The 23321-nt window shown below is 70.1% G+C and carries 16 protein-coding genes and 1 pseudogene; 2 read left to right on the plus strand and 15 right to left on the minus strand.

Annotated features, from left to right (window positions below; translation table 11 throughout):
* The 10 genes from pucD to ACIQWX_RS22450 all read right to left on the minus strand — a co-directional run bounded on the left by pucD (nucleotide 1) and on the right by ACIQWX_RS22450 (nucleotide 12869).
* Complete coding sequence (gene pucD, locus ACIQWX_RS22405) at nucleotides 1-2292, minus strand: xanthine dehydrogenase subunit D (RefSeq protein WP_400874089.1); 2292 nt, start codon at nucleotides 2290-2292, stop codon at nucleotides 1-3.
* Nucleotides 2289-2759 carry a (2Fe-2S)-binding protein gene (locus ACIQWX_RS22410; protein ID WP_400874092.1) on the minus strand — a complete coding sequence of 157 codons (471 nt, stop codon included), beginning with the start codon at nucleotides 2757-2759 and terminating at the stop codon, nucleotides 2289-2291. The genes pucD and ACIQWX_RS22410 overlap by 4 nt, the downstream gene beginning before the upstream one ends.
* Nucleotides 2750-3619 (minus strand): FAD binding domain-containing protein, encoded by an 870-nt coding sequence (locus ACIQWX_RS22415; protein ID WP_400874095.1) that lies wholly within the window; start codon nucleotides 3617-3619, stop codon nucleotides 2750-2752. The genes ACIQWX_RS22410 and ACIQWX_RS22415 overlap by 10 nt, the downstream gene beginning before the upstream one ends.
* Before the next feature lie 194 nt (nucleotides 3620-3813).
* Nucleotides 3814-5502 (minus strand): glyoxylate carboligase, encoded by a 1689-nt coding sequence (gene gcl / locus ACIQWX_RS22420; protein WP_400874098.1) that lies wholly within the window; start codon nucleotides 5500-5502, stop codon nucleotides 3814-3816.
* A 1-nt stretch (nucleotide 5503) separates the two neighbouring features.
* On the minus strand, nucleotides 5504-6391 hold the full coding sequence (locus tag ACIQWX_RS22425; RefSeq protein WP_400874101.1) for a 2-hydroxy-3-oxopropionate reductase: 888 nt from the start codon (nucleotides 6389-6391) through the stop codon (nucleotides 5504-5506).
* On the minus strand, nucleotides 6388-7200 hold the full coding sequence (locus ACIQWX_RS22430) for a hydroxypyruvate isomerase family protein (protein WP_400874103.1): 813 nt from the start codon (nucleotides 7198-7200) through the stop codon (nucleotides 6388-6390). The genes ACIQWX_RS22425 and ACIQWX_RS22430 overlap by 4 nt, the downstream gene beginning before the upstream one ends.
* A 139-nt stretch (nucleotides 7201-7339) precedes the next feature.
* Entirely contained in the window at nucleotides 7340-8197 is an 858-nt protein-coding gene (locus ACIQWX_RS22435) for a 2Fe-2S iron-sulfur cluster-binding protein (RefSeq protein WP_400874106.1), read from the minus strand.
* On the minus strand, nucleotides 8194-9939 hold the full coding sequence (locus ACIQWX_RS22440; RefSeq protein WP_400874109.1) for an NAD(P)H-dependent oxidoreductase subunit E: 1746 nt from the start codon (nucleotides 9937-9939) through the stop codon (nucleotides 8194-8196). Before ACIQWX_RS22440 ends, ACIQWX_RS22435 begins: the two co-directional genes overlap by 4 nt.
* A 1-nt stretch (nucleotide 9940) precedes the next feature.
* Nucleotides 9941-11860: a molybdopterin oxidoreductase family protein gene (locus ACIQWX_RS22445; RefSeq protein ID WP_400874112.1), complete on the minus strand. Its 1920-nt coding sequence runs from the start codon at nucleotides 11858-11860 to the stop codon at nucleotides 9941-9943.
* A 13-nt stretch (nucleotides 11861-11873) separates the two neighbouring features.
* Complete coding sequence (locus tag ACIQWX_RS22450) at nucleotides 11874-12869, minus strand: 2-dehydropantoate 2-reductase (protein WP_400874115.1); 996 nt, start codon at nucleotides 12867-12869, stop codon at nucleotides 11874-11876.
* 246 nt (nucleotides 12870-13115) lie between these two features.
* Here ACIQWX_RS22450 and ACIQWX_RS22455 point away from each other — a divergent pair, with 246 nt between their 5' ends.
* Nucleotides 13116-13853, plus strand: a complete 738-nt coding sequence (locus tag ACIQWX_RS22455) for a GntR family transcriptional regulator (protein ID WP_400874118.1) — start codon at nucleotides 13116-13118, stop codon at nucleotides 13851-13853.
* 28 nt (nucleotides 13854-13881) lie between these two features.
* Here ACIQWX_RS22455 and ACIQWX_RS22460 read toward each other — a convergent pair whose 3' ends face one another.
* The 5 genes from ACIQWX_RS22460 to ACIQWX_RS22480 all read right to left on the minus strand — a co-directional run bounded on the left by ACIQWX_RS22460 (nucleotide 13882) and on the right by ACIQWX_RS22480 (nucleotide 21905).
* A complete protein-coding gene (locus ACIQWX_RS22460) occupies nucleotides 13882-15261 on the minus strand; it encodes an OFA family MFS transporter (RefSeq protein ID WP_400874121.1) in 1380 nt (459 codons plus the stop codon).
* Between the two features lie 53 nt (nucleotides 15262-15314).
* Entirely contained in the window at nucleotides 15315-16694 is a 1380-nt protein-coding gene (locus ACIQWX_RS22465; protein ID WP_400874124.1) for an OFA family MFS transporter, read from the minus strand.
* Between the two features lie 103 nt (nucleotides 16695-16797).
* On the minus strand, nucleotides 16798-18924 hold the full coding sequence (locus ACIQWX_RS22470) for an acetate--CoA ligase family protein (RefSeq protein ID WP_400874127.1): 2127 nt from the start codon (nucleotides 18922-18924) through the stop codon (nucleotides 16798-16800).
* Nucleotides 18925-20154 carry a formyl-CoA transferase gene (gene frc / locus ACIQWX_RS22475; protein WP_400874130.1) on the minus strand — a complete coding sequence of 410 codons (1230 nt, stop codon included), beginning with the start codon at nucleotides 20152-20154 and terminating at the stop codon, nucleotides 18925-18927.
* 14 nt (nucleotides 20155-20168) lie between these two features.
* Nucleotides 20169-21905, minus strand: coding sequence for a thiamine pyrophosphate-binding protein (locus ACIQWX_RS22480; RefSeq protein ID WP_400874133.1), 1737 nt, complete (start codon nucleotides 21903-21905; stop codon nucleotides 20169-20171).
* 264 nt (nucleotides 21906-22169) lie between these two features.
* Here ACIQWX_RS22480 and sucC point away from each other — a divergent pair.
* Nucleotides 22170-23318 (plus strand): annotated as a pseudogene (sucC, locus tag ACIQWX_RS22485) (ADP-forming succinate--CoA ligase subunit beta); the annotation flags it as partial.
* Nucleotides 23319-23321: the final 3 nt, after the last annotated feature.

Raw genomic sequence — 23321 nt, forward strand, 5'->3', positions numbered from 1 at the left:
TCAAACTCCTGTGATGTGCTCGGGGCGGATCGGGACGCGCGGCAGCTCGAGGCCGGTGGCCGCGCGGATGGCGTTGGCGATCGCCGGCGTGGCGGAGATCGTGGGTGGTTCGCCGACGCCGCGGACGCCGTAGGGCGCGTGCGGGTCGGGCCGCTCGAGGACGTCGACGCGCATCGGCGGCATGTCGAGGATGGTCGGGATGAGGTAGTCGGTGAACGACGGGTTCCGCACCTTGCCGTCCTTGACCAGGATTTCCTCCATCACGGCGAGGCCGAGGCCCTGTGCGGAGCCGCCCTGGATCTGGGCGACGACGGCGTCGGGGTTCATCGCCTTGCCGACGTCCTGGGCGCAGTCGAGCTGGACGACCTTCACCAGGCCGAGGTCCAGGTCGACGTCGACCACCGCGCGGTGGGCCGAAAAGCCGTACTGCACGTGGGCGTCGCCCTGGCCGGTCTCCGGGTCGAGCGGGTAGGTCGGGCGGTGGTGGAACTCGCGGGTCTCTTCGATCGCGGTGTCGCCGAGCAGCTCGGCCAGGTCGGCGACGACTTCACCGTCGGCCGCGACGACCTTCCCGCCCACCAGGGACATGCCCTCGGCGGGCACCCCGAGCCGGGCGTAGACCGCTTCGGCGACCGCGCGGCAGGCGTTGCGGACCGCACCGCCGGTGACGTAGGTCTGGCGCGACGCCGAGCTGGAGCCGGCGTCGCCGACGCTCGTGTCGGCCGGGTGCACGCTCACCCGGGTCAGGCCCAGTTCGGTGCGGGCGATCTGCTGCTGCAGCGTCACCAGGCCCTGACCGACCTCGGCCGCCGCGGTGTGCACCATCGCCACCGCCTCGCTGCCGAGCACCTCGAGACGCACGCGGGCCGTCGAGTAGTCGTCGAGGCCCTCGGCGTAGGAGATGTTTTTGATCGTGACGCCGTAGCCGACGCCGCGGACGACGCCTTCGCCGTGGGTGGTGTTGGACGCGCCGCCGGGCAGCTCGCGGATGTCGCGTTCGCCGGTGGGCTCGGGCGGCAGCGGGAGGTCGCGGACGCGCTGGACCAGCTCGGCCACCGGCGCCGGGAAGTCGACCACCTGGCCGGTGACCACAGTGGACCCTTCGCCGAGTGCGTTGCGGATCCGCAGTTCCGCCGGGTCCATGTCCAAAGCGGACGCGAGCTTGTCCATCTGGGACTCGTAGGCGTACGTCGGCTGGACCGCGCCGAGCCCGCGCATCGCGCCGCAGGTCGGGTTGTTCGTGTAGACGCCCCAGCCCTCGATGTGCGCGTTCGGGACGTCGTACGGGCCGACGCTGAGCGTGGTGCCGTTGCCGACCACGACCGGGGTCTTCGACGCGTACGCGCCGCCGTCGAAGTACATCTTCGCCCGGACGTAGACGAGCTTCCCGTCGCGCGTGGCGCCGTGCTCGTAGTACATCTTCGCCGGGTGGCGGTGGACGTGCCCGAAGAACGACTCCAGGCGGTTGTAGCTCATCTTCACCGGGCGCCCGGTCCGCAGCGCGAGCATGCACGAGTGGATCTGCATGGACAGGTCCTCGCGGCCGCCGAACGCGCCGCCGACGCCGGACAGCGTCAGCCGCACCTTCTCCAGGGGCAGGCCGAGGGCCTTCGCCGTCTGGCGCTGGTCGACGTGCAGCCATTGCGTCGCCAGGTAGAGGTCGACGCCGCCGTCCTCGGCCGGGACCGCGAGCCCGGACTCCGGGCCGAGGAACGCCTGGTCCTGCATGCCGATCTCGTAGACGCCGGACACGACGACGTCGGCGGTCGCGGCCGGGTCGCCCTTGACGATCCGCTGGTGGCGGACCAGGTTCCCGTCCGGGTGCAGCTTGGGCAGGGTGTCGTCGTGCGCGGCCCGCTCGGGGTCGGTGATCGGCTCGAGGACGTCGTACTCGACGACGATCTCCTTGAGCGCCTGCCGCGCGATCTCCGGGTGGTCGGCGGCGAGGATCGCGATCGGCTCGCCCTGGTAGCGGACCAGGTCCGCGGCCAGTGCCGGGGTGTCCTGGTACTTGAGGCCGTAGACGTTCTCGCCGGGGACGTCCTCGTGGGTGAGCACCGCGTGCACGCCCGGCTGGGCCAGCGCGCGGGAGACGTCGAGGCGGACGATCCGGGCGTGCGGGTGCGGGCTGCGCAGCGTGGCGCCCCACAGCATGTCCTCGTGCCACAGGTCGGAGGAGTAGGCGAACTCGCCGCGGACCTTGAGCGTGCCGTCCGGGCGCAGCGGGCTCTCGCCGATGCCGCCCGCGATCGTGTCGTGCAGCTCCTGCGGGGAGCGGGCCGGCGCGCTCATCGGACCGCCTTCTTCGCGGCGGCGTCGCGGACGGCGTCGAGGATCTTCTCGTACCCGGTGCAGCGGCAGAGGTTGCCGGCGAGGGCCTCGCGGATCTCGACGTCGCTGGGGTCGGGGACGCGCTCGATCAGGTCGTGCGCCGCGACCAGCAGGCCCGGCGTGCAGAACCCGCATTGGACGGCGCCGCGCTCGACGAACGACTCCTGCACCGGGTCGAGGTCGTCGCCCTCGGCCAGCCCTTCGACCGTGACGACCTCGCGGCCCTCGGCCTGCCCGGCCGCGACCAAGCACGCGCACGCCGGGACGCCGTCGAGGTAGACCGTGCAGGAACCGCATTCGCCCTGTTCACAGGCGTTCTTCGAACCCGGGAGGCCGAGCCGCTCGCGCAGCACGTACAGCAGGCTTTCGCCTTCCCAGACGTTGTCCGCGCGGCGGTGCTCGCCGTTGACGGTGACGTTCACGCGCACTTCGCGCTCCCTCCGCAGTAGTCGGTCCAGGCCCAGGTCAGCGTCCGGCGCGCCATGACGCCCAGTGCGTGGCGCCGGTAGGCCGCGCTGCCGCGGACGTCGTCGATCGGCGACGCGGCCGCCGCCACCAGGTCGCCGAAGCGGCGCTTGACCGAGTCGTTCAAGGCCTTCGGGGCGTCCCAGTCCAGCTCGCCGGCCAGGAACTCCTCGGCGTCGAAGGCCCGGCGCGGGGTGGGCGCGGCCGAGCCGACACCGGTGCCGACGCGCCGTTCCTCCGGGTGCAGTGCCAGGCCGAACGCGGCGACCGCGATGACCATGGCGTTGCGGGTGCCGATCTTGCTGAACTGCTGCGGGCCGGTGGCCGGCTTCAGCAGCACCGCGGTGATCAGCTCGTCCTCGGCCAGGACGTTGCGCTTGACGCCCACATAGAAATCCTTCGCCGCGACGATCCGGGTGCCGCGCAGCGAGGCGATCTCGACCTCGGCGTCGGCGGCCAGGAGCGCCGGGTGCGAGTCGCCCGCAGGCGAAGCCGCGCCCAGATTGCCGCCCACGGAACCGCGGTTGCGGATCTGCGGGGACCCGACGGTCCGCGCGGCCATCGCGAGGCCGGGCAGCCGGGTGCCCAGTTCGGCGATGATCCGGGTGTAGGGCACGGCCGCGCCGATCCGGATCCGGCCGCTGTCGGTGCCGTGCTCGTGCAGTTCGGCGACGCGGCCGAGGTCGAGCAGGGCGCCGGGACGGCGGTGGTCGAAGTTGAGCTCGACCATCACGTCCGTGCCGCCGGCGATCGGGACCGCACCGGGGTTCGCGGCACGCGCGGCGAGCGCGTCGGCCAGCGAGGCGGGTCGGAGGAATTCCACTGTGGACGTCCTTTCGGGGCTGCTTCGCAAAGGAGTACACACGCTGGGGTGTGGCCGCGACCACGGCAAAACCCCTGAAAGACGGGTGAATTTACGGCCCCGGTTTGTACTTTCCGACAACGCCTTGATCGCGGACGCGGAAAGGCCGCCGCACGAGGTCAGGGTCTCGTGCGGCGGCCGTGGTCACGCGGGTGTTACGCGGGCTCGAACTCCTTGACGGCGTCGAGCGCGGCGCCCATGGCGGCGTTGCCCTCGCGTTCGATCATGATCTCCACCAGGACCGGCCGGCTGGTGCGCTCGGCCTCCTTGCGCGCCCATTCCAGGGACGTCCGGATCTCCCCGGGTTCGAGCACGCGGGTGCCCGAGCAGCCGTAGGCCTCCATGATCTTGACGTTGTCCGTGCCGTTCGAGTCGTAGTGGATGTCGACCTCGAAGTTCATGTCGTAGCCGGTCTCGGCCTGGCGGATCAGGCCGAGGTACTCGTTGTTGAGCATGATCAGCACGAACCCGACGTCGTACTGGGCGGCGACCGCCAGCTCTTCGACGAGGAATTGGAACGAGTAGTCGCCGACGACACCGACGACCTCGGCCTCGGGCTTGGCCTTCTTGACGCCGATCGCGGCGGGGATCTCCCAGCCGAGCGGGCCGGCCTGGCCGCACACCTGGTAGTGGCGTGGCTTGTGCGCCTTCTGGAACTGGCCCGACCAGATCTGGTAGAGCCCGATCGCCGTGACGAAGTACGTGTCCTCGCCGAAGGTTTCGTTGATCTCCTTGAAGACCCGCGGCGCCTTGATCGGCAGCGTGTCGAAGTCCTCCCGGCGGGGAAGCGCTTCCTTCAGCTCCGCGATGCGGCCGACCCACTCCCGGCGCGGTGCCGGTGATCGCCGGTCGAGTGCGGTCAGCAGCGCGTCGAGGAACTCCCGCGTGTCCGAGACGATCCCGAGGTCCGGCCCGAACACCTTGCCCAGCTGCGTCGGCTCGATGTCGACGTGGATGAACTTGCGGTCACCGCGGTACACCGAAAGCTCGCCGGTGTGCCGGTCGCCGAACCGCGCCCCCAGTGCCAGCACCAGGTCCGACTCCAGGAAAGCCGCGTTCGCCCAGCGCTGGGACGTCTGGATGCCGGCCATCCCGGCGAACAGCTCGTGGTCCTCGGGGAAGCTCCCCTTGCCCATGAGCGTCACCTGCACCGGGACGTCCAGGCGCTCGGCCGCGGCCCGAAGCTGCTCGCTCGCCTCGCCGAGGACGACGCCACCGCCGGCCAGGATGATCGGACGTTCGGCTTCGAGGAGCATGTCGAGGGCTCGCTCGACCCGCGCGGACGCGGGCTTGACCGCCGTCACCGGCAGCGGCGAGTCGATCGAGGAGTCCCACTCGATGTCCTGCTTCTGGACGTCGATCGGCAGGTCGATGAGCACCGGACCCGGGCGGCCTGACCGGGCGATCCGGAACGCCTCGCGGAAGATCCACGGCAGCTGCGCGGCCTCCTTGACCTGCACCGCCCACTTCGTCACCGGCTTGGCGATCTCGACGATGTCGACCGCCTGGAAGGCTTCCTGGTGCAGCTTGGTCGTCGCCGCCTGGCCGGTGATGCAGATCATCGGGATCGAGTCCGCGTGCGCGGTGTAGAGCCCGGTGATCATGTTGGTCCCGGCCGGTCCGGACGTGCCGATGGCGACGCCGACGTTGCCGTTCGTCCTGGCCCAGCCGTCGGCCATGTGCGTCGCGCCCTCTTCGTGCCGGACGATCAGGTGCTGGATCGCGCGGCCTTGCAGGGCGTTGTACAGGGGGAGGATCGCGGCGCCCGGGCAGCCGAAGACGGTGTCGACGCCTTCGCTCTCCAGGACGTCGACGACCGCCTGCATCGCGGGGATTCTGGGCATGTCACACCTCCGCCGGGACGCGGCCCGACAACTGTTCGACGACCTTCAGCAAGGCCGAGTGGTCCAGGGAGCCGTACCCCATGGCACGGCCCGCGGCGACGAGCTGGGCGACCAGCCCGGTCAGCGGGAGCGCGACGTCGGCCTGCCGCGCGGCGGCCAGCGCGATCCCCATGTCCTTGTGGTGCAGGTCGATCCGGAAGCCGGGAGCGAACCGGCGGTCCACCATGGACTGCCGCTTGAGTTCGAGGATCCGGCTGCCCGCCAATCCCCCGGCGAGCACGTCGAGGCCCGTCGCGGCGTCCACACCGGACGCTTCGAGCAGCACGATCGCCTCGGCGACCAGGCCGTAGATCCCGCCCACGACGAGCTGGTTGGCGGCCTTCACGACCTGGCCGGCGCCGTGCGGGCCGACGTGCACGATCGTCTTGCCGAGTGCTTCGAGCACCGGCTTCGCGGCCTCGAAGTCCTCTTCGGAGCCACCGACCATGATGGACAGCGACGCCTGCTCGGCGCCGGCCTGCCCACCCGACACGGGTGCGTCCAGAACGCGGATCTTCCTGTCCCGCGCGGCTTCGGCGATCGCGATCGACGTCTCCGGCCGGATGGTGCTCATGTCGATCAGCAGCGCATCGGGCTCGGCGTTGTCGAGAACGCCGCCCGCGGCCAGCACGACCTCCTCGACCTGCGGGTGGTTCGGCAGCATGGTGATGACGACGTCCGCGCCGGCCACCGCGTCGGCGACCCCGGTCGCGGCCCGCCCGCCGGCGGCGCGCAGCTTCTCCCCCGCGGCCGGGGTGACGTCGTAGCCCGCCACGTCGTGCCCGGCCGCGACCAGGTGCGCGGCCATCGGGGCGCCCATCACGCCCAGTCCGATGAATCCCAGTTTCATGCTCGTCCCCTTCGGGTGATCGGCAGCCAGCCGAGCGACGTGAGCGTGTCGGGTTCCGGGACGTACTCGATCCCGACGAACCCGTCGTAGCCCGCTTCCTGCAGCCTCGCGAGGTGCCCGTCGAGGTCCAGGTCGCCCGTGCCGGGCTGGTGGCGGCCGGGCGCGTCGGCGATCTGCACGTGCCCGATCCGGGAGATGTGCCGCGTCGCCAAGGCGTCCAGGTCGTCGCCGTTGACTGCCAGGTGGTACAGGTCGGCCAGCAGCCGCACGTTGCCGCGCCCGAGGTCGTCGAGCACGGCCACGGCGTCCGCGGCGGTCTTGAGCGGGTAGCGGTCCGCGCCGGAGAGCGGTTCGAGGACCAGCTGCGCGCCGATCTTCGCGGCGGCTTCGGCCGCGTTCGCGAGGTTGACCAGCGCCAGATCGTCCTGCTTGGCCGGTTCCTCGCCGTCGAGCCGGTTGCCGTAGAGCGCGTTGAAGCTGCGGCAGCCGGTGCGTTCGGCGATCCCGAGCGCGACGACGAGGCTGTCGGCGAACTCGGTCTCCCGGCCGATCCACGACACCAGGCCGCGCTCCCCCGCCGCCATGTCGCCGGCGTAGAAGTTCAGCCCTCGCAACTGGACGCCGTCCAAGCTCTCGACGAACGCGTCGACCTCGTCGCGCGCGGGCACCGCGGTGTCGAACGGCCACCAGTACTCGACGTCGGTGAACCCGGCCGCCCGCGCGGCGGCGGCGCGCTCGAGGAGCGGTACCTCCTTGAACAGGATCGACAGGTTGGCGACGTACGGCAGGGAGTGCCCCTCTTCTGGCATCGCGACCTCAAATTTCACTATCCGGAATTTTTCTTTCGCATATCGAGAATAGCTGCTGACCTGCGGCGCGGTCAACGCCCGGACGACGAAGGCGCCGCGACTCGTCGAGCCACGGCGCCTTCGGGCGAACGGGGTGCGGCTACCGGTTCTGGACGTGCTGCCAGCCGAAGCGGCCCTTGATGCAGAGGTTGCCGTGCGTTACCGAGCTGTCGTGCGGCGAGGTCACCTTGACGATCTCGTTGTCCTGGACGTGCAGCGTCAGGTTGCAGCCGACCCCGCAGAACGTGCACACGGTCGTCGTCTCGGTCTGCCGCGACTCGTCCCACGTGCCGTCCGCGCGCTTGTCGTACTCGCGCTTGAAGCTGAGCGCACCAGTCGGGCAGACCTCGACGCAGTTGCCGCAGTACACGCACGCGCTGTCCGGCAACGGGTTCGAGAACTCCGTCGAGATCCGCGCGCCGAACCCGCGGCCGGCCACGCTGATGGCGAACGAGTTCTGCCACTGGTCGCCGCACGCGTCGACGCACTTGTAGCAGAGGATGCACTTCCCGTAGTCGCGGACGTACAGCTCGTTGTCCACAATGGCCGGTTGCGCCACGGTGGCCGCGTCCGGGCCGAAGCGGGCCGGATCCGCGCCGGTCTCGGCCATCCAGCGCTCGACGTCCGGGGTCGTGGAGAGGTCCGTCGCCGATCCGAGCAGCTCCAGGACGACCTTGCGGCTCGTGCGGGTCCGCTCCGAATCGGTGTGCACCACCATCCCCGGCTCGGCCTTGCGCGAGCACGACGGCACCAGCGTCCGCGAGCCCTCGACCTCCACCATGCACACGCGGCAGGCGTTCGCCGGCTCCAGGGTGTCCCCGTAGCAGAGCGTCGGGATCTCCTTGCCCGCCGCCGTGCACGCGTCGAGGATGGTCGAGCCTTCGGGCACTCGGACCGCCTCACCGTCCACAGTGAACTCGACGAGCCGTTTCGGAATTCCGATGTCCACAATGGTCACTTCAGCGCCCCCAACCGGTCGATCGCGGATTCGATGGCGTTCCACGCCGTCTGGCCGAGGCCGCAGATCGACGAGTCGCGCATGACGCCGCCCACTTCCCGCAGCAGCGGCCGCTCCTCCGAACCGGCCGCGAGGACGCGCCGGATCGCCTCTTCCTGCCGCACGGTCCCGATCCGGCACGGGACGCACTGCCCGCACGACTCGTCGCGGAAGAACTCCGCGATTCGCAGCAGGAACCCGCCGAGGTCGGCCAGGTCGTCCAGCACCAGGACGACACCCGAGCCGAGCGTCGTCTTCGCCGCCCGTGCGTCCTCGAACGTGAGCGGCAGGTCCAGTTCGTCCGGCCGGACGAACCCGCCGGCCGCGCCGCCCAGCAGGATCGCGCGCAGCGTACGGCCCTCGGGCACTCCCCCGGCCAGCTCGAGCAGCGAGCGCAGCGTCGTGCCGAACGGCACCTCGTAGACGCCCGGCCGTTCGACGTTGCCGGACAGGCAGAACAGCTTCGGCCCGGCCGAGCCCTCCGTGCCGAGGGAACGGTACGCGGCCGCGCCTTCGGTGAGGATCAGCGGGATGTTGACGAGGGTTTCGACGTTGTTGACGACCGTCGGCTTGCCGAACAAGCCCTTCTCGACCGGGAACGGCGGCTTCGTGCGGGGTTCGCCGCGGAAGCCTTCGATCGAGTTGAAGATCGCGGTCTCCTCGCCGCAGATGTACGCGCCCGCGCCGCGCCGGATCTCGATGTCGAACGAAAACCCCTCGTGGCCCATGACGTCCACGCCGAGCAACCCGTGTTCGCGGCAGACCTCCAGGGCGTTGCGCAGCAACCGCAGCGCCCGCGGGTACTCGCCGCGCAGGTAGACGTACCCCTGCCGGGCCCCGATGGCGAACGCGGCGATCGTCATGGACTCCACCAGCGCGAACGGGTCGCCTTCGAGCAGCACGCGGTCCTTGAACGTCCCCGGCTCGCTCTCGTCGGCGTTGCACACCAGGTAGTGCGGACCGGCCGGCTGCGCGGCCGTGGCCGCCCACTTGCGTCCCGTCGGGAACGCCGCGCCGCCGCGGCCGAGCAGGCCGGAGTCGGCGACCTCGCGGAGCACCGCGGCCTCGCCCATGCGCAGGGCGTTGCGCAGCGCGGCGTAGCCACCGGCCGCGCGGTAGCCGTCCAAACTGGACGGATCGACCACGCCGACGCGGCGCAGCAACCGCACCCCGTCCTTCTGGTGGATCACCGGCGGCGCACCGTCCGAAGCGGACGGCTCCCGCTGCGCGGCGAGGACGGCCGACGCGCCGGTCGCCGGGGCGAGCAGCTTGGTGGTGGCCGGGTCACCGGCCTGGAACGTCAGCGCCGCGGGGGCTCGTTCGCACACGCCGAGGCACGGGCTGCGCAGCCACGTGACCCCGCCGCGCGCCTTCCCCGCGGCGCCGACGTGCTCGGTGAGGACGTCGCACACCGTGTCCGCGCCCTTGAGCCGGCACGCCAGGTCGGTGCACACGTGCACGACCCGCTCCGGGCGCTCCTCAAGCGCGAACAGCGAGTAGAAGCTGGCCACGCCGTAGGCCTCGGCGGGCGGCACGTGCAGTGCCTCGCAGATGAGGTTGAGCGCACCCTGGCTGATCCAGCCGACCCGGTCGTTGACCGCGTGCAGTGCGGGCAGCAGCTGGTCGCGGCCGCCGCCCGCGAAACCGGCGACCGCGTCCCGCTCTTCACGCGACGCGACGGCGTCCAGGAGCTTCAGGTCCACTTCAGACCTCCACCGGCAGCTTTTCGACGCGGATCGCCGCGGCCTTGTACTCGGCCGTCCCGGCGATCGGGCAGGTCGCTTCGATGGTGATGATGTTGACGTCGACCTCGTCCGGGAAGTGGAAGGTCATGAACGCGAGCCCGGGCTTCAGGCCCTTGTCGAGCCGCACCGGCGCGACGATCTCCCCGCGCCGCGACGAGATCCGGACCAGCTCGTCGGGTTCGACGCCGAGCGACCGCGCGTCCTCCGGGCAGAGGTCGAGGGTCTCGCCCTGCCGCAGCGGCGAGGGGAACCCGCCGGACTGGACGCCGGTGTTGTAGGAGTCCAGGCGCCGTCCGGTGGTGAGCCGGATCGGGAACTCCTCGGTGAGCAGGTCGACCGGCGGGCTGTGCTCGAGCACCGTGAACGGTGCCGGGCGGCCGCGCTCGGCCGGGTCGTCGGCCCACAGGCGGCCGTGCAGGAACGTCGGTTCGAGGGTGTCCTCGGAGTAGCACGGCCATTGGATGCCGCCCAGTTCTTCCAGCCGCCCGTACGACATCCCGGCGTGCATCGGGGACAGCGACCGCAGCTCGTCCCAGACCTCCTCGCCACCGGTGTAGTGCCAGTCGTGGCCCAGCCGGCGAGCGAGTTCCGAGAGCAGCTCGATGTCGTCGCGCGCACCTTCCGGCGGGTCGAGGGCCTTGCGGACGCGCTGGACGCGGCGTTCGGAGTTGGTGAAGGTGCCGTCGCTCTCGCACCAGGCCGCCGACGCCGGCAGCACGACGTCGGCCAGCTGCGCGGTCTTGGTGAGGAAGATGTCCTGCACCACCAGGTGGTCCACGTTGGACAGCCGTTTGATCGTGTGCTCGCAGTCCGCTTCGGACTGCACCGGGTTCTCGCCGATGATGTACACGCAGGTGAGGTCGCCGCGTTCCATCGCGTCGAGCATCTGGGTCAGGTTGAGGCCCTTGTGCGGCGGGATCGACGAGCCCCACGCGGCGTCGAACTTCGCCCGGACGCCCGCGTCGAGGATGTCCTGGAAGCCCGGCATCCGGTCCGGGATGGCGCCCATGTCGCCGCCGCCCTGGACGTTGTTCTGCCCTCGCAACGGGTTCAGCCCGGCACCGTAGCGGCCGACCTGCCCCGCCAGCAGCGAGAGGTTGATCAGCGCGAGGACGTTGTCGGTGCCGTTGTGGTGCTCGGTGATGCCGAGGGTCCACGACAGCTGGCCGCGGTCGGCACGCGCGTAGGTGTGGGCGAGCTCCTTGATCAGCTCGGCCGGCACGCCGGTGGTCTTCTCGGCGACCTCCAGCGTCCACGGTTCGACCGACGCGGCGAACTCGGCGAACCCTTCGGTCGCGCGTTCGATGAACGTCGTGTTGGCGAGTCCGGAGTGGATGATCTCGCGGGCGATCGCGTGGGCCAGCGGGATGTCGGTGCCGACTTCGAGCTGCAGCTGCCGGTGCGCCCAGCTCGCGGTGCTCGTCCGCCGGGGATCGACGACGAACAGCTTCGCTCCCCGGTGGACGGCCTTGAGGACGTGCTGGAAGAAGATCGGGTGCGCTTCGCGGGGGTTGCCGCCCCAGATGACGATGACGTCGGCGTCCTCGATCTCCTGGTAGGACGACGTCCCGCCGCCGCTGTCGAACACCCGCGCCAGGCCCGCGACGCTCGGCGCGTGGCAGGTGCGGTTGCACGAGTCGACGTTGTTCGTGCCGATCACCGCGCGGGTGAACTTCTGGGCGACGAAGTTCATCTCGTTGGTCGCGCGGGCGCACGAGAACATCCCGAACGCCTCGGGCCCCTTGCTCTCGAGGGTCCGGCGGATGCCGGCGGCGGCCCGGTCGAGGGCCTCCTCCCACGTCGCCGGCCGCAGCACGCCGGAGTCCCGGACCAGGGGCTGGGTGAGCCGGACGTACGGCTCGGTGTTCCTGCGCTTCACGGGCACCTCCGGTTCAGTGCGCCCCGACGGGGACGGGCGGGTTGCTGGTGTGGTCGAGCAGCGAGATGGCGGCGTGGACGTGCCGCAGGGCGGGCGCGGGCACGCCGGTGAGGCCGGCCAGCTCCACGACCGCGCCGATGATCGCGTCGATCTCGAGGGGCTTGCCCGCTTCGAGGTCCTGCAGCATCGACGTCTTGTGGTGGCCGACGCGCCAGGCGCCGTCGATGCGCTTCTCGACCGAGACACCGGGGTCGCTGCCCGCCGCGCGGGCGATTTCGAGCGACTCGGTCATCATCGTCGCGACGAGCGCGCGCGTGTCGTCGTGCTCGCACATCTGGGCCATGGTCGCCCGGGTCAGCGCCGAGAGCGGGTTGAAGGCGACGTTGCCCATCAGCTTGATCCAGATGTCGTCGCGCAGGCGGGGTTCGACCGGGGCCTTGAGCCCGCCGGCGATCATCGCCGCGCTCAGCACCTTGCAGCGCGCGGAGATCTCGCCGTCCGGCTCGCCGAGGGAGAACCGCGTGCCCTCCAGGTGCCGGATCACGCCCGGTTCCTCGATGACCGTGGAGCAGTAGACGACGCAGCCGATCGCGCGCCGCAGCTCGAGCACGGCGGTCACCGAGCCGCCCGGGTCGACGGTCTCCACCCGCCTGCCTTCGAGCGGATGCCCCCTCAGGCCGTGGAAGTACCACCACGGGATGCCGTTCTGGGCGGCCACGATCGCGGTGTCCGGGCCGAGCAGCGGGGCGAGCAGCGGTCCGCACGAAGCGTAGGAGTTGGCTTTGAGGCCCAGGAACACGAAGTCGACTTCGCCGACTTCGGCCGGGTCGTCCGTGACGTGCGGGTGCGCGGTGAAGTCGCCGCGCGGGCTGAGCACGCGGACGCCGCGCTCGCGCATCGCGGCGAGGTGGGCGCGCCGGGCGATCAGGTGCACCTCGGTCCCGCCGCGGTGCAGCGCGGCCCCGACGTAGGCGCCGATCGCCCCGGCCCCGAGAACAGCCACCTTCATGATGTGCCTCCCTGGTCGAGCGCTCGATTGCATACAGTATCCTGGATCCGCGACAGTGACCAGGGCAAATCACTCGGGCGGCGCAGCACATTCCGACAAATCAGACACCGCGGGTCACCACGCCCCCTGTTGGTTGATCCACTTCGACCGAAAAGCCCCGACGGGGTGAGAATCCGGGATTTTGCATACCAAAACCTGTATCCTGATGGCAGATCATCGCGTTCCTCTCCCCTTTCGAGGTGTCCCGTGAGCCAGCCCGCTTCTCCCCTCCCCGACCGCGGCCCGACCGGTCGCCGCACGGCCAAGGGCTCGCTCAGCTCGACCGCCGCCAAGCGCGTCGAACGGCCCGCGCCGCTGCGGCAGGTCGTCTACGAGGCCCTCGCCGAGCTGATCATCAACCGCACCCTCGAACCCGGCCAGCACCTGGTCGAAGCCGACCTGGCCGAGTACCTGGGCGTCAGCAGGCAGCCCGTCCGCGAAGCCCTGCAGCGGCTGCAGAGCGAAGGCTGGGTCGACCTCCGGCCCGCCCAGGGCGCGTTCGTGCACCTGCCGACCGACGAAGAGGCCGACCAACTGCTGAGCGTCCGCAGCGTGCTGGAGACGCACTCCGCGAAGCTCGCCGCCGGCCGCGCGACCGCCGACGACGTCGACCGGCTCTGGGACCTGCAGAAGGCGGGCATCGAAGCGCTCGAAGCCGAGGACACCGAAGGCCTGGTCGCGGCCAACGCCGCCCTGCACGCGTTTATCACGGAACTGTCGGGGAACGCCGTCCTGGCGGAACTGATCGGCCTGGTCGACCGCCGGGTCCGCTGGTACTACACGCCGATCGCCCGCCCCCGCGGCCAGGACGCGTGGCACGAGCACGAAGAGCTGATCACGGCGATCGCGATGGAGGACGGCGAGCTGGCCGAGCAGATCATGGCCAAGCACACCGAGCGGACCCGCCAGGCCTACCACGAACGCCCGGAGGCGCCCCGATCCTGATTTCGGCAGGACCGGGGCGCTCGCCGGGCTAACCGCCGGCCGAGGCCGACGGTCGCGCCACCAGCTCGGTTTCGGCGAGCTGGTGGCGCTTCCGGCCGGGCTGGCGCAGGAAGAGCGTCAGCGCCGCCGAAAGGAGGGCGATGCACCCGGCGAGGACGTACGCGCCGGTGTAGCCCCACACGCTGATGACACCCGCGGCGAGCCCGCCGCCGCCGACGCCACCGATCAGTTTCGCGCTGTAGACCAGACCGTAGTTCGACGCGTTGTTGTTCTCGCCGAAGTAGTCCGGCACCAGCGCCGCGAACAGCGGGTAGAACGCGCCGCTGCCGAAGCCGGTCAGGAACGCGAACACCATGAACAGCACCAGGTTGTGCGTGTTGCCGGCGTAGAGCACACCGAACTGCGCCCCGGCCGCGATCACGAGCACCAGCGTGAGCGTCTGCCGCCGCCCGAGCTTGTCCGACGCCCAGCCGACGACCGCGCGGCCGGTGCCGTTCACGATCGCCAGCACCCCGGCCGACGAGGCCGCGACGAACGCGCCGAAGTGGCTCACCTTCGCGAACGGCACCTGGAAGTTGATGCCGAACAGCGAAACCCCGCCGATGATCACCAGGCACACCCACATCAGCGGGAGCATGCCGGTGCGGACGGCCTCCGCCGGCGAGAACTGCTTGACCGCGGGCGGGTTCTTCGCCAGGCCCCCGCTCTTCGACTTCCGGTCGCGGACCCAGTTGAGCGGGTCGACGTCCTTCGGCCACCAGCTCTTCGGCGGATCCTTGAACAGGAACCCGCAGATCCCGACGGCGACGAGCATGTACACGCCCATGACGTCGAGGATCACCGAGTAGTTGGCCGGGGTGAGGAAGGCGGCGAACACGTAGATGAACGGAACCGCGCCGTAGGCGAACCCACCGTTGACGAACCCGGTCCGCGCACCCCGTTTCTCCGGGTACCACTTGCCGACCATGTTGATGCAGGTCGCGTACACCAGCCCGGCCCCGATCCCGCCCAGCACCGAGTAGCCGGCGAACGCCAGCACGAGGTTGCCGCTGTGCGAAATGGTGAAGTAGCCGATCCCGCTGCACACCGCGCCGACGAGCATGGCCGTCCGCGCCGACACGATGTTCTTCTCCCGCAGGCGCCCCGCCGGGAACGCGACCGCGGCCTGGAACACCGCCCAGATGCTGGCCAGCCAGAACGCGTCCGACAGCGTCCAGCCGTACTTCTCCTCGAGGGTGCCTTCGACGGCACCCCAGCCGTATTCGAAGACGCTGACCGCCATCATGGCGATCCACGGCAGCCAGACCATCCAGCTGCGCGAGCGCCCCATGATGTCGTGCGGCGACTCGCCTACCCGGTACACCCTTCCGTTTTCGTCAGTGATCTCCTGGTACGAAGCTGCGGTCATAAGAGTTCTCTTTCGTCACCGTTGACTCATGTCCCTCTGCAATGCACTTGGCGTCAACCAGTGGCGGGTCGCGCGACGAGCTCGGTTTCGGCGAGCCCGTGACGCATCCCGCCGGGTTTCCGGCCGGGCTGGCGCAGGAACAGCGCGAGGCCGGCCGCGAGCAGGCTCGTCCCGGCCGCCAGGTAGAAGGCCGCGCCGTAGCCCCACCCGTCGATCACCATCTTCCCGAGGCCCGCGCCGACGATCCCCGAAACGAGTTTCGAGCTGTAGACGAGGCCGTAGTTGCTGGCGTTGTTGTTCTCCCCGAAGTAGTCGGCGGTCAGGGCCGCGAACAACGGGAAGATCGCCCCGCCGCCGAACCCGGACACCATCGACGCCAGCAGGAACAGCGGCATGCTGCCGAGCGAGCCGGACAGGAACACCGCGACCTGCGCCAGCCCCAGCACCACGCAGACCAGCAACAGCGTCTGACGTCGTCCGTAGCGGTCGGAGATCCAGCCGATCACACCGCGGCCGGCCCCGTTGATGACCGCCTTGAGGCTCATCGCCAGCGCGACGATGCCGCCGGCGAAACCCATCTCCTTGCCGAACGGCACCTGGGCGGAGATGCCGAAGATGTTGACGCCCGCCGTGCACAGCAGGCAGATCCACATCAGCGGCAGCATCCCGGTCTTCAACGCCTCCCGCGGGGTGAACTGCTTGACCGCGGGCGGGTTCTTCGCCAGCGACCGGCGCACCCGCGGGTCGTCGGAGACCTTGAGCGGGTCGACGTGGGCCGGCCACCAGTTCTTCGGCGGGTCGCGGAAGAAGAACCCGCTCACCGCGACGGCGGCCGCGAGGAAGAGCCCGACCGCGGGCAGGATGCTGCCGTAGTTGCCCAGGTCCAGGTAGGTCGTGAAGATGAAGATGAACGGGACCGAGCCGTAGGCGAACCCGCCGTTGACGAAGCCCGTCTTCCCGCCCTTCCGCTCCGGGTACCACTTGCCGACCATGTTGATGCAGGTCGCGTAGACGAACCCGGCGCCGCCACCGCCGAACAGGCCGAAGCCCAGGTAGGCCCAGAAAACGCTCGGCGAATAGGCCAGGGCCAGGTAGCCGAGCACCGTGCCGCCCGCGCCGATGAACATCGCGGACCGGGCGGACAACCGGCCGCTCTCCCGCATCTTGCCCGCCGGGAAAGCGACCGCCGCCTGGAAGAACACCCAGACGGCGAGCAGCCAGAAGATGTGCGCGCCGTGCCAGCCGTGCGCCGCGGACAGCGTGTCCTCGGCCGAAGTGAACGCGTATTCCGAAGAGCTGATGGCCATCATGGCCACCCAGGGCAGGACGACCATCGTCCACCGGGGTCTGCCCATGATGTCCCGGTCGGATTCGCCGACCCGGTAGACCCGCCCGTTCGGGTCAGTGATCTCCTGGTACGTAGCTGCGGTCATAAGAGTTCTCTTTCGTCACCATTGACTCGAATCCCTCTGCTGCCGTCGTGCGGGTGGATCATCGTCCTTTCCGTGTGGTCGGGCCAGCCCCTGTGGAAGACGTTCAGAGCAGGCCCGCGGCCCGGGCCCAGCGGTACTTCGCGCCGAGCACCGCCACGGGCTTTTCGGTCGTGTACGGGTAGGCGACGACGCCGTGGTCGTAGAGGTAGTCGCTGGCCTCTTCGACTTCGACGTCACCGGACAGCGACGCGACCACGGGCTTGTGGATGCCCTTCGCGCGGTATTCCTCGACCACTTCCGATACGAGCTCCGCGAACACCATCGGCGGGGTGACGATGGTGTGCCAGTAGCCCAGGATCAGGGCGTGGATGCGGTCGTCCTCGAGGCCCAGCGCGATCGTGTTGCGGTAGGTCGAAGGCGGCTCGCCGCCGGTGATGTCGACGGGGTTGCCCGCCGCGCCGAACGGCGGGATGAACTCCCGGAACGCCGTGTCGAGGTCCGGCGGGATCTCCATCAGGCTCAGCCCGTTGTCGACGCAGGCGTCCGAGAGCAGCACACCCGAGCCGCCGGCACCGGTGATGATGACGACGTTCTCGCCCTTCGGCGCCGGGAGCAGCGGGATGCCACGCGCGTACTCGAGCATGTCGTTGAGGCCGGGCGCCCGGATCACGCCGCTCTGGCGGAGGATGTCGTCGTACACCTTGTCGTCGCCGGCCAGCGCGCCGGTGTGCGAGCTGGCCGCCTTGGCGCCCTGCGACGTCCGCCCGGCCTTCAGCACCACGACCGGCTTGTGCTTCGAGACCCGCTTCGCCGTCTCGGCGAACGACCGGCCGTCCTTGAGGTCTTCGAGGTGCATCGCGACGAGCTGGGTGTTGTCGTCCTGCTCGAAGAAGGTGAGCAGGTCGTCCTCGTCGATGTCGGCCTTGTTGCCGACGCCGACGATCGAGGAGACCCCCATCTTCGCCGAGCGGCTGAAGCCGAGGATCGCCATCCCGATCCCGCCGCTCTGCGACGAGAGCGCCACGCCGCCCTTGACGTCGTACGGCGTGCAGAACGTCGCCGACAGGTTCTCCGGCGTGTAGTAGTAGCCGTAGATGTTCGGCCCGAGGATGCGGACGCCGTGCTTGCGAGCGATCGCGACGACCTCGTCCTGCAGCTCGATGTTGCCGGTCTCGCCGAAGCCGGACGGGATGAGGATCGCACCCGCCACGCCCTTGCGGCCGGCCTCTTCCAACGCCGCCGGGACGAACTTCGCCGGGATGGCGAACACCGCGACGTCGACGTCGCCGGGGACGTCGGTGATGCTCGCGTAGGCCTTGCGGTCGAGGATCTCGGCGGCCTTCGGGTTGATCGGGTGGATCTCCCCCGCGTAGCCGCCGTTGACCAGGTTCTTCATCACCGAATTGCCGATCTTGCCCGCCTCGGCGGACGCGCCGATCACCGCGACCGCCGCCGGTTTCATGATCCGGTTCATCGAGGCGAGGATCTCCTCCTGGGTGAACCGGTGCGGAGTCTTCGCCGCTTCGGGGTCGACCAGGATCCGGACGTCGACCGCGGTGGCCCCGTGCGGGGTCGCGAGCACCGGGTTGAGGTCCACTTCGGACAGCTGCGGGAAGTCGGACACCAGCTCGCCCAGGCCGGTGATCACCGCGGCGAGCGCGTCGCGGTCGACCGGCTCCGCTCCGCGGACGCCCTTCAGGATTTCCGCCGCCTGGATGCCGTCGACCATGGAGAGCGCTTCCTCGGTGGACGTCGGCGCGAGCCGGAAGGTGACGTCCTTGAGCACCTCCACCAGGACACCGCCCAGGCCGAACGCGACGACCTTGCCGAACGTCGGGTCGGTGACCGAGCCGATGATCACCTCCTGCCCTTCGGTGAGCATCTGCTGCACCTGGACGCCGACGATCCGGGCGTCGGCGTTGTAGGCCTTGGCGTTCTCGACGATCTTCGTGAAGCCGGCCTGCACGGCGTCGGTGTCCCGCAGGCCGACGAGCACGCCGCCGGCCTCGGTCTTGTGCAGGATGTCCGGCGAGACGATCTTGAGCACCACCGGCAGCCCGATGGCTTCCGCGTGCGTCACGGCTTCCTCGGCCGTGGTCGCCAGCCGCTCGGCCGGCGTCGGGATGCCGTAGGCCTCGCAGACCGCACGCCCCTCGGGCGCGGTCAGCGACGACCGGCCTTCGGCCGCCGCCTCGGCGAGGACCTTTTCGACCGCCGCGCGATCCCCCACTCAGATCACCCCCGTGGCGCGGAACTTGTCCAGCTCGGCTTCGCTGTAGCCGAGTTCGGCCAGCACCTCGTCGTTGTGCTCGCCGAGCAGCGGCGACCGTTCGATCTCCACCGGCGAGTCGGACAGCTTCAGCGGGCAGCCGACGGTCTTGAAGCTGCCGCGCTCCGGGTGCGCCACCTCGACGACCGAGCCGAGCTCGGCCAGGGTCTCGTCCTCGATCAGCTCCTTGGTGGACAGGATCGGCCCGCACGGAATGTTGTGCGCGTTCAGCTTCTCCATCACCTCCCACTTGGTGTGCTTCTCGGTCCACTCCTCCACGAGGGCGAACATCTTGTCGAGTTTGGACAAGCGGACTTCGGGCGTGGCCCACGCCGGGTCCTCGGCCAGCTCCTCCTTGCCGATCAGCCGGGCGAGCGGTGCCCAGCCGGGTGGCTGGACGATCACGTAGATGTAGTCGTTCGGCCCGCCGGGTGCGCACTTCACCGCCCAGCCGGGCTGCCCGCCGCCGGACGCGTTGCCCGAGCGGGGGACCTCGTCGCCGAAGTTCTCGTTCGGGTACTCCCCGAGCGGGCCGTGGGTGAGCCGCTGCTGGTCGCGCAGCTTGACCCGGCACAGGTTGAGCACGGCGTCCTGCATGGCGACCTGGACGCGCTGACCGCGGCCGGTGGAGGTCCGCTGGAACAGCGCGGCGAGGATGGCGGCCACCAGGTGGATCCCGGTACCGGAGTCGCCGATCTGCGCACCGGTCGCGGTCGGCGGTCCGTCTTCGAAGCCGGTGGTGCTCATGGCGCCGCCCATGGCCTGCGCGACCACCTCGTAGGCCTTGAAGTCGGCGTAGCGGCCCGGCCCGAAGCCCTTGATGGAGGCGTAGACCAGCCGCGGGTTGAGGGCCGAGAGCTTCTCCCACGGGTAGCCGAACCGGTCGACGACGCCCGGCCCGAAGTTCTCGACCAGGACGTCCACTCCGGACACGAGCTTTTCGAAGACTTCCTTGCCCTCGTCGCTCTTCATGTTGAGCGTGATGCTGCGCTTGTTCGAGTTCAGCATCGTGAAGTAGAGACTGTCCACTCCGGGCAGGTCGCGCAGCTGCCCGCGGGTGATGTCGCCCCGGCCCGGGGTTTCCAGCTTGATCACGTCCGCGCCGAGCCAGGCGAGCAGCTGCGTCGACGACGGTCCGGACTGCACGTGGGTCATGTCGAGGACGCGGATGCCCTCCAGTGCCTTACCCATGCCTTGGCCTCCGCTCACTTGTACATGGTCTGGTTCATGGTTCCGGGGGCGTACACGTCGGGATCGACCCAGACGTTGATCAGCGACGGCTTGCCGGACTCCCGCGCCCGCAGCAGCGCCGGCCCGATGTCGGCCGGGTCGCGGACTTCTTCGCCGTAGCCGCCCAGCATCCGCGCGAACTCGTCGTAGCGGACGTCGCCGAGGGTGTTGCCGACGCGTTCGCGCGGCAGGCCGTACTTCGCGGCCTGGCCGTAGCGGATCTGGTTCATCGACGAGTTGTTGCCGACGATCCCCACGAACGGCAGGTCGAACCGCACGAGCGTCTCGAAGTCCCAGCCGGTGAGGCTGAACGCGCCATCGCCGAAGAGCGCGACGACCTCCTTGTCCGGGCGCGCGTGCTTGGCCGCCATGACGAACGGGATGCCGACGCCGAGTGTCCCGAGTGGACCGGGGTCCATCCAGTGGCCGGGCGACTTCGGCTGGACGACCTGGCCGGAGAAGGTGACGATGTCGCCGCCGTCGCCGATGTAGATCGAGTCCTCGGTGAGGAACTCGTTGATCTCGTGCACGAGCCGGTACGGGTGGATCGGGCTCGCGTCGGAGTGCTGCAGCGGCAGCCGCTTCTGCTTCGCCTTCTCCTCCACGGCTTGCAGCTCTTCGAGCCAGGCTTTGCGGCCGACAGCGCCGTTGTCGGTGCGGCCGGACGCGGCCTCGGCGACGGCGGCGAGAACCTGGCCGGCGTCGCCGACGATGCCGAGGTCGACGTCGCGGTTCTTGCCGACCGTGCGGTAGTCGAGGTCGATCTGGACGACGGTGGCGTCCTTCGACAGCCGCTTGCCGTAGCCCATCCGGAAGTCGAACGGGGTGCCGACGATGACGATGACGTCGGCGTTGTCGAAGGCGTACCGGCGCGAGAGCTGGAAGTGGTGCGGGTCGCCCGGCGGCAGCGTGCCGCGGCCGGCCCCGTTCATGTACGCCGGGATGTTGAGCGTGCGCACGAGGTCGACGGCCGGCTCGGTGGCGCGCGTGGTCCAGACCTGGCTGCCGAGGAGGATGGCCGGCTTCTTCGCGTGCACCAGCAGGTCGGCGAGCTTCTCGATGTCGGCGGGGTCGCCGGCGTTCTTCGTGGACGCGCGGTAGCGGCCGGCTTCCGGGATGCGGGCCTGTTCGAGGGGTACGCGCGCGTCGAGGACGTCGCGCGGGATCTCCAGGAACGACGGGCCGGGCGCGCCGGCGTAGGCCTCGCGGAACGCCATGCTCACGAGGTCGGCGACGCGGGCGGTGTGCGGCACGGTGGCGGCGAACTTGGTGATCGGCGCCATCATGTCCACGTGCGGGAGGTCCTGCAGGGACCCCATCTTGTGCTGGGTGAGCGCGCCCTGGCCGCCGATGAGCAGCATCGGGCTTTCCGCGCGCAACGCGTTCGCGACACCGGTGACGGCGTCGGTGGTGCCCGGTCCGGCGGTGACCACCGCGCAGCCGGGCTTGCCGGTGATCCGCGCGTAGCCGTCGGCCGCGTGGGCGGCGACCTGTTCGTGCCGGACGTCGATGACCTGGATGCCCTCGTCGACGCAGCCGTCGTAGATGTCGATGATGTGGCCGCCGCAGAGGGTGAAGATCGTGTCGACCCCTTCGGCCTTCAGCGCCTTCGCCACGAGGTGGCCACCCGAGATTTCGGCGGGCGCGGGCTCGGCGCCGTTCGTCGCCGCGGCACTCTCCCCCGCGGTGGTGCCGGTCGTTGTCAGCGCCATTGCTCAACTCCTCTGGTCCGCCGCCGGATCTCTCTTGTCCGGCGGTGCGTACTCCGGTCCGTCGTCGCCGCTGCCGGCGTCCGTCGAGGTCAGCGGCCCCTTTTCGGCAGACTGTAGATTGCATACCGTATGGGGTAGGCATATAGTCACTCTTCAAGCAGCCCGTGTCCAGGGCCATCCGCAGGGTTTTTCCGGCACTCGAAGCCGGCCCCGCGGACCACCACTCCACGCCCTTCGCCCTGCCCCGCCGCGGAAAGGACGCCCCGCATGGACCTCTTCGAACACGAAGCCCGTGACCTCTTCGAAAAGCACGGCGTACCCGTCCCCCGCGGCCGGGTCGCCGCCGACCCGGCCGCGGCCCGGTCCCTCGCGGCCGAACTCGGCGGGCCGGTGGTGATCAAGGCCCAGGTGAAGACCGGCGGCCGCGGCAAGGCGGGCGGTGTCCGCGTCGTGCACACGCCCGACGACGCCGAACAAGCCGCCGACGACATCCTCGGCATGGACATCAAGGGCCACACCGTGCACCGCGTCCTGGTGACCGAAGCCAGCGAGATCGCCGAGGAGTACTACCTGTCCTTCTTGCTGGACCGCGCCGGGCGCACGTTCCTCGCCATGGCGTCGACCGAAGGCGGGATGGAGATCGAGGAGGTCGCGGCGACCCGGCCGGACGCACTGGTCCGGGTCCCGGTCGACCCCCTGATCGGTGTCGACGCCGCGGCGGTCGCCGCCGCGTTCCCCGCCGACGTCCGCGGCGAGGTCGCCAGCGTCGTCGAGAAGCTGTGGGACGTGTTCGTCGCCGAGGACTGCACTTTGGTCGAGGTGAACCCCTTGGCGAGCACGTCGACCGGAATCGTCGCGCTGGACGGCAAGATCACCCTGGACGACAACGCGTTCTTCCGCCGGTCGGCGTCGTTCGACGACACCGCGGACGGCTCTCCGTTGGAACGGGAAGCACGGTCCAAGGGCCTCAACTACGTGAAGCTCGACGGCGACATCGGTGTGATCGGCAACGGCGCCGGGCTCGTCATGTCCACTTTGGACGTCGTGGCGGCGGCAGCGGCCGAGGCGGGCGCGCGCGGCCCGGCGAACTTCCTCGACATCGGCGGCGGCGCGTCGGCGCAGGTGATGGTCGACGGGCTGAGCGTGATCCTCGGCGACCCGCAGGTGCGCAGCGTGTTCGTCAACGTCTTCGGCGGCATCACCGCGTGCGACGCCGTCGCGACCGGGATCGTGCGCTCGCTGGAGATCCTCGGGTCGCGGGCTTCGAAGCCCCTCGTCGTCCGGCTCGACGGCAACAACGTCACCGAGGGCAGGCGGATCCTCGCCGACGCCGCCCATCCCCTGGTCACCGTGGTGGCCACCATGGACGACGCCGCCCGCGAGGCGGCGAAGCTCGCGATCGCGGAGGTCTGAACC

The organism is Amycolatopsis sp. NPDC098790 (assembly GCF_044759945.1).
Taxonomy (GTDB): Bacteria; Actinomycetota; Actinomycetes; order Mycobacteriales; family Pseudonocardiaceae; genus Amycolatopsis.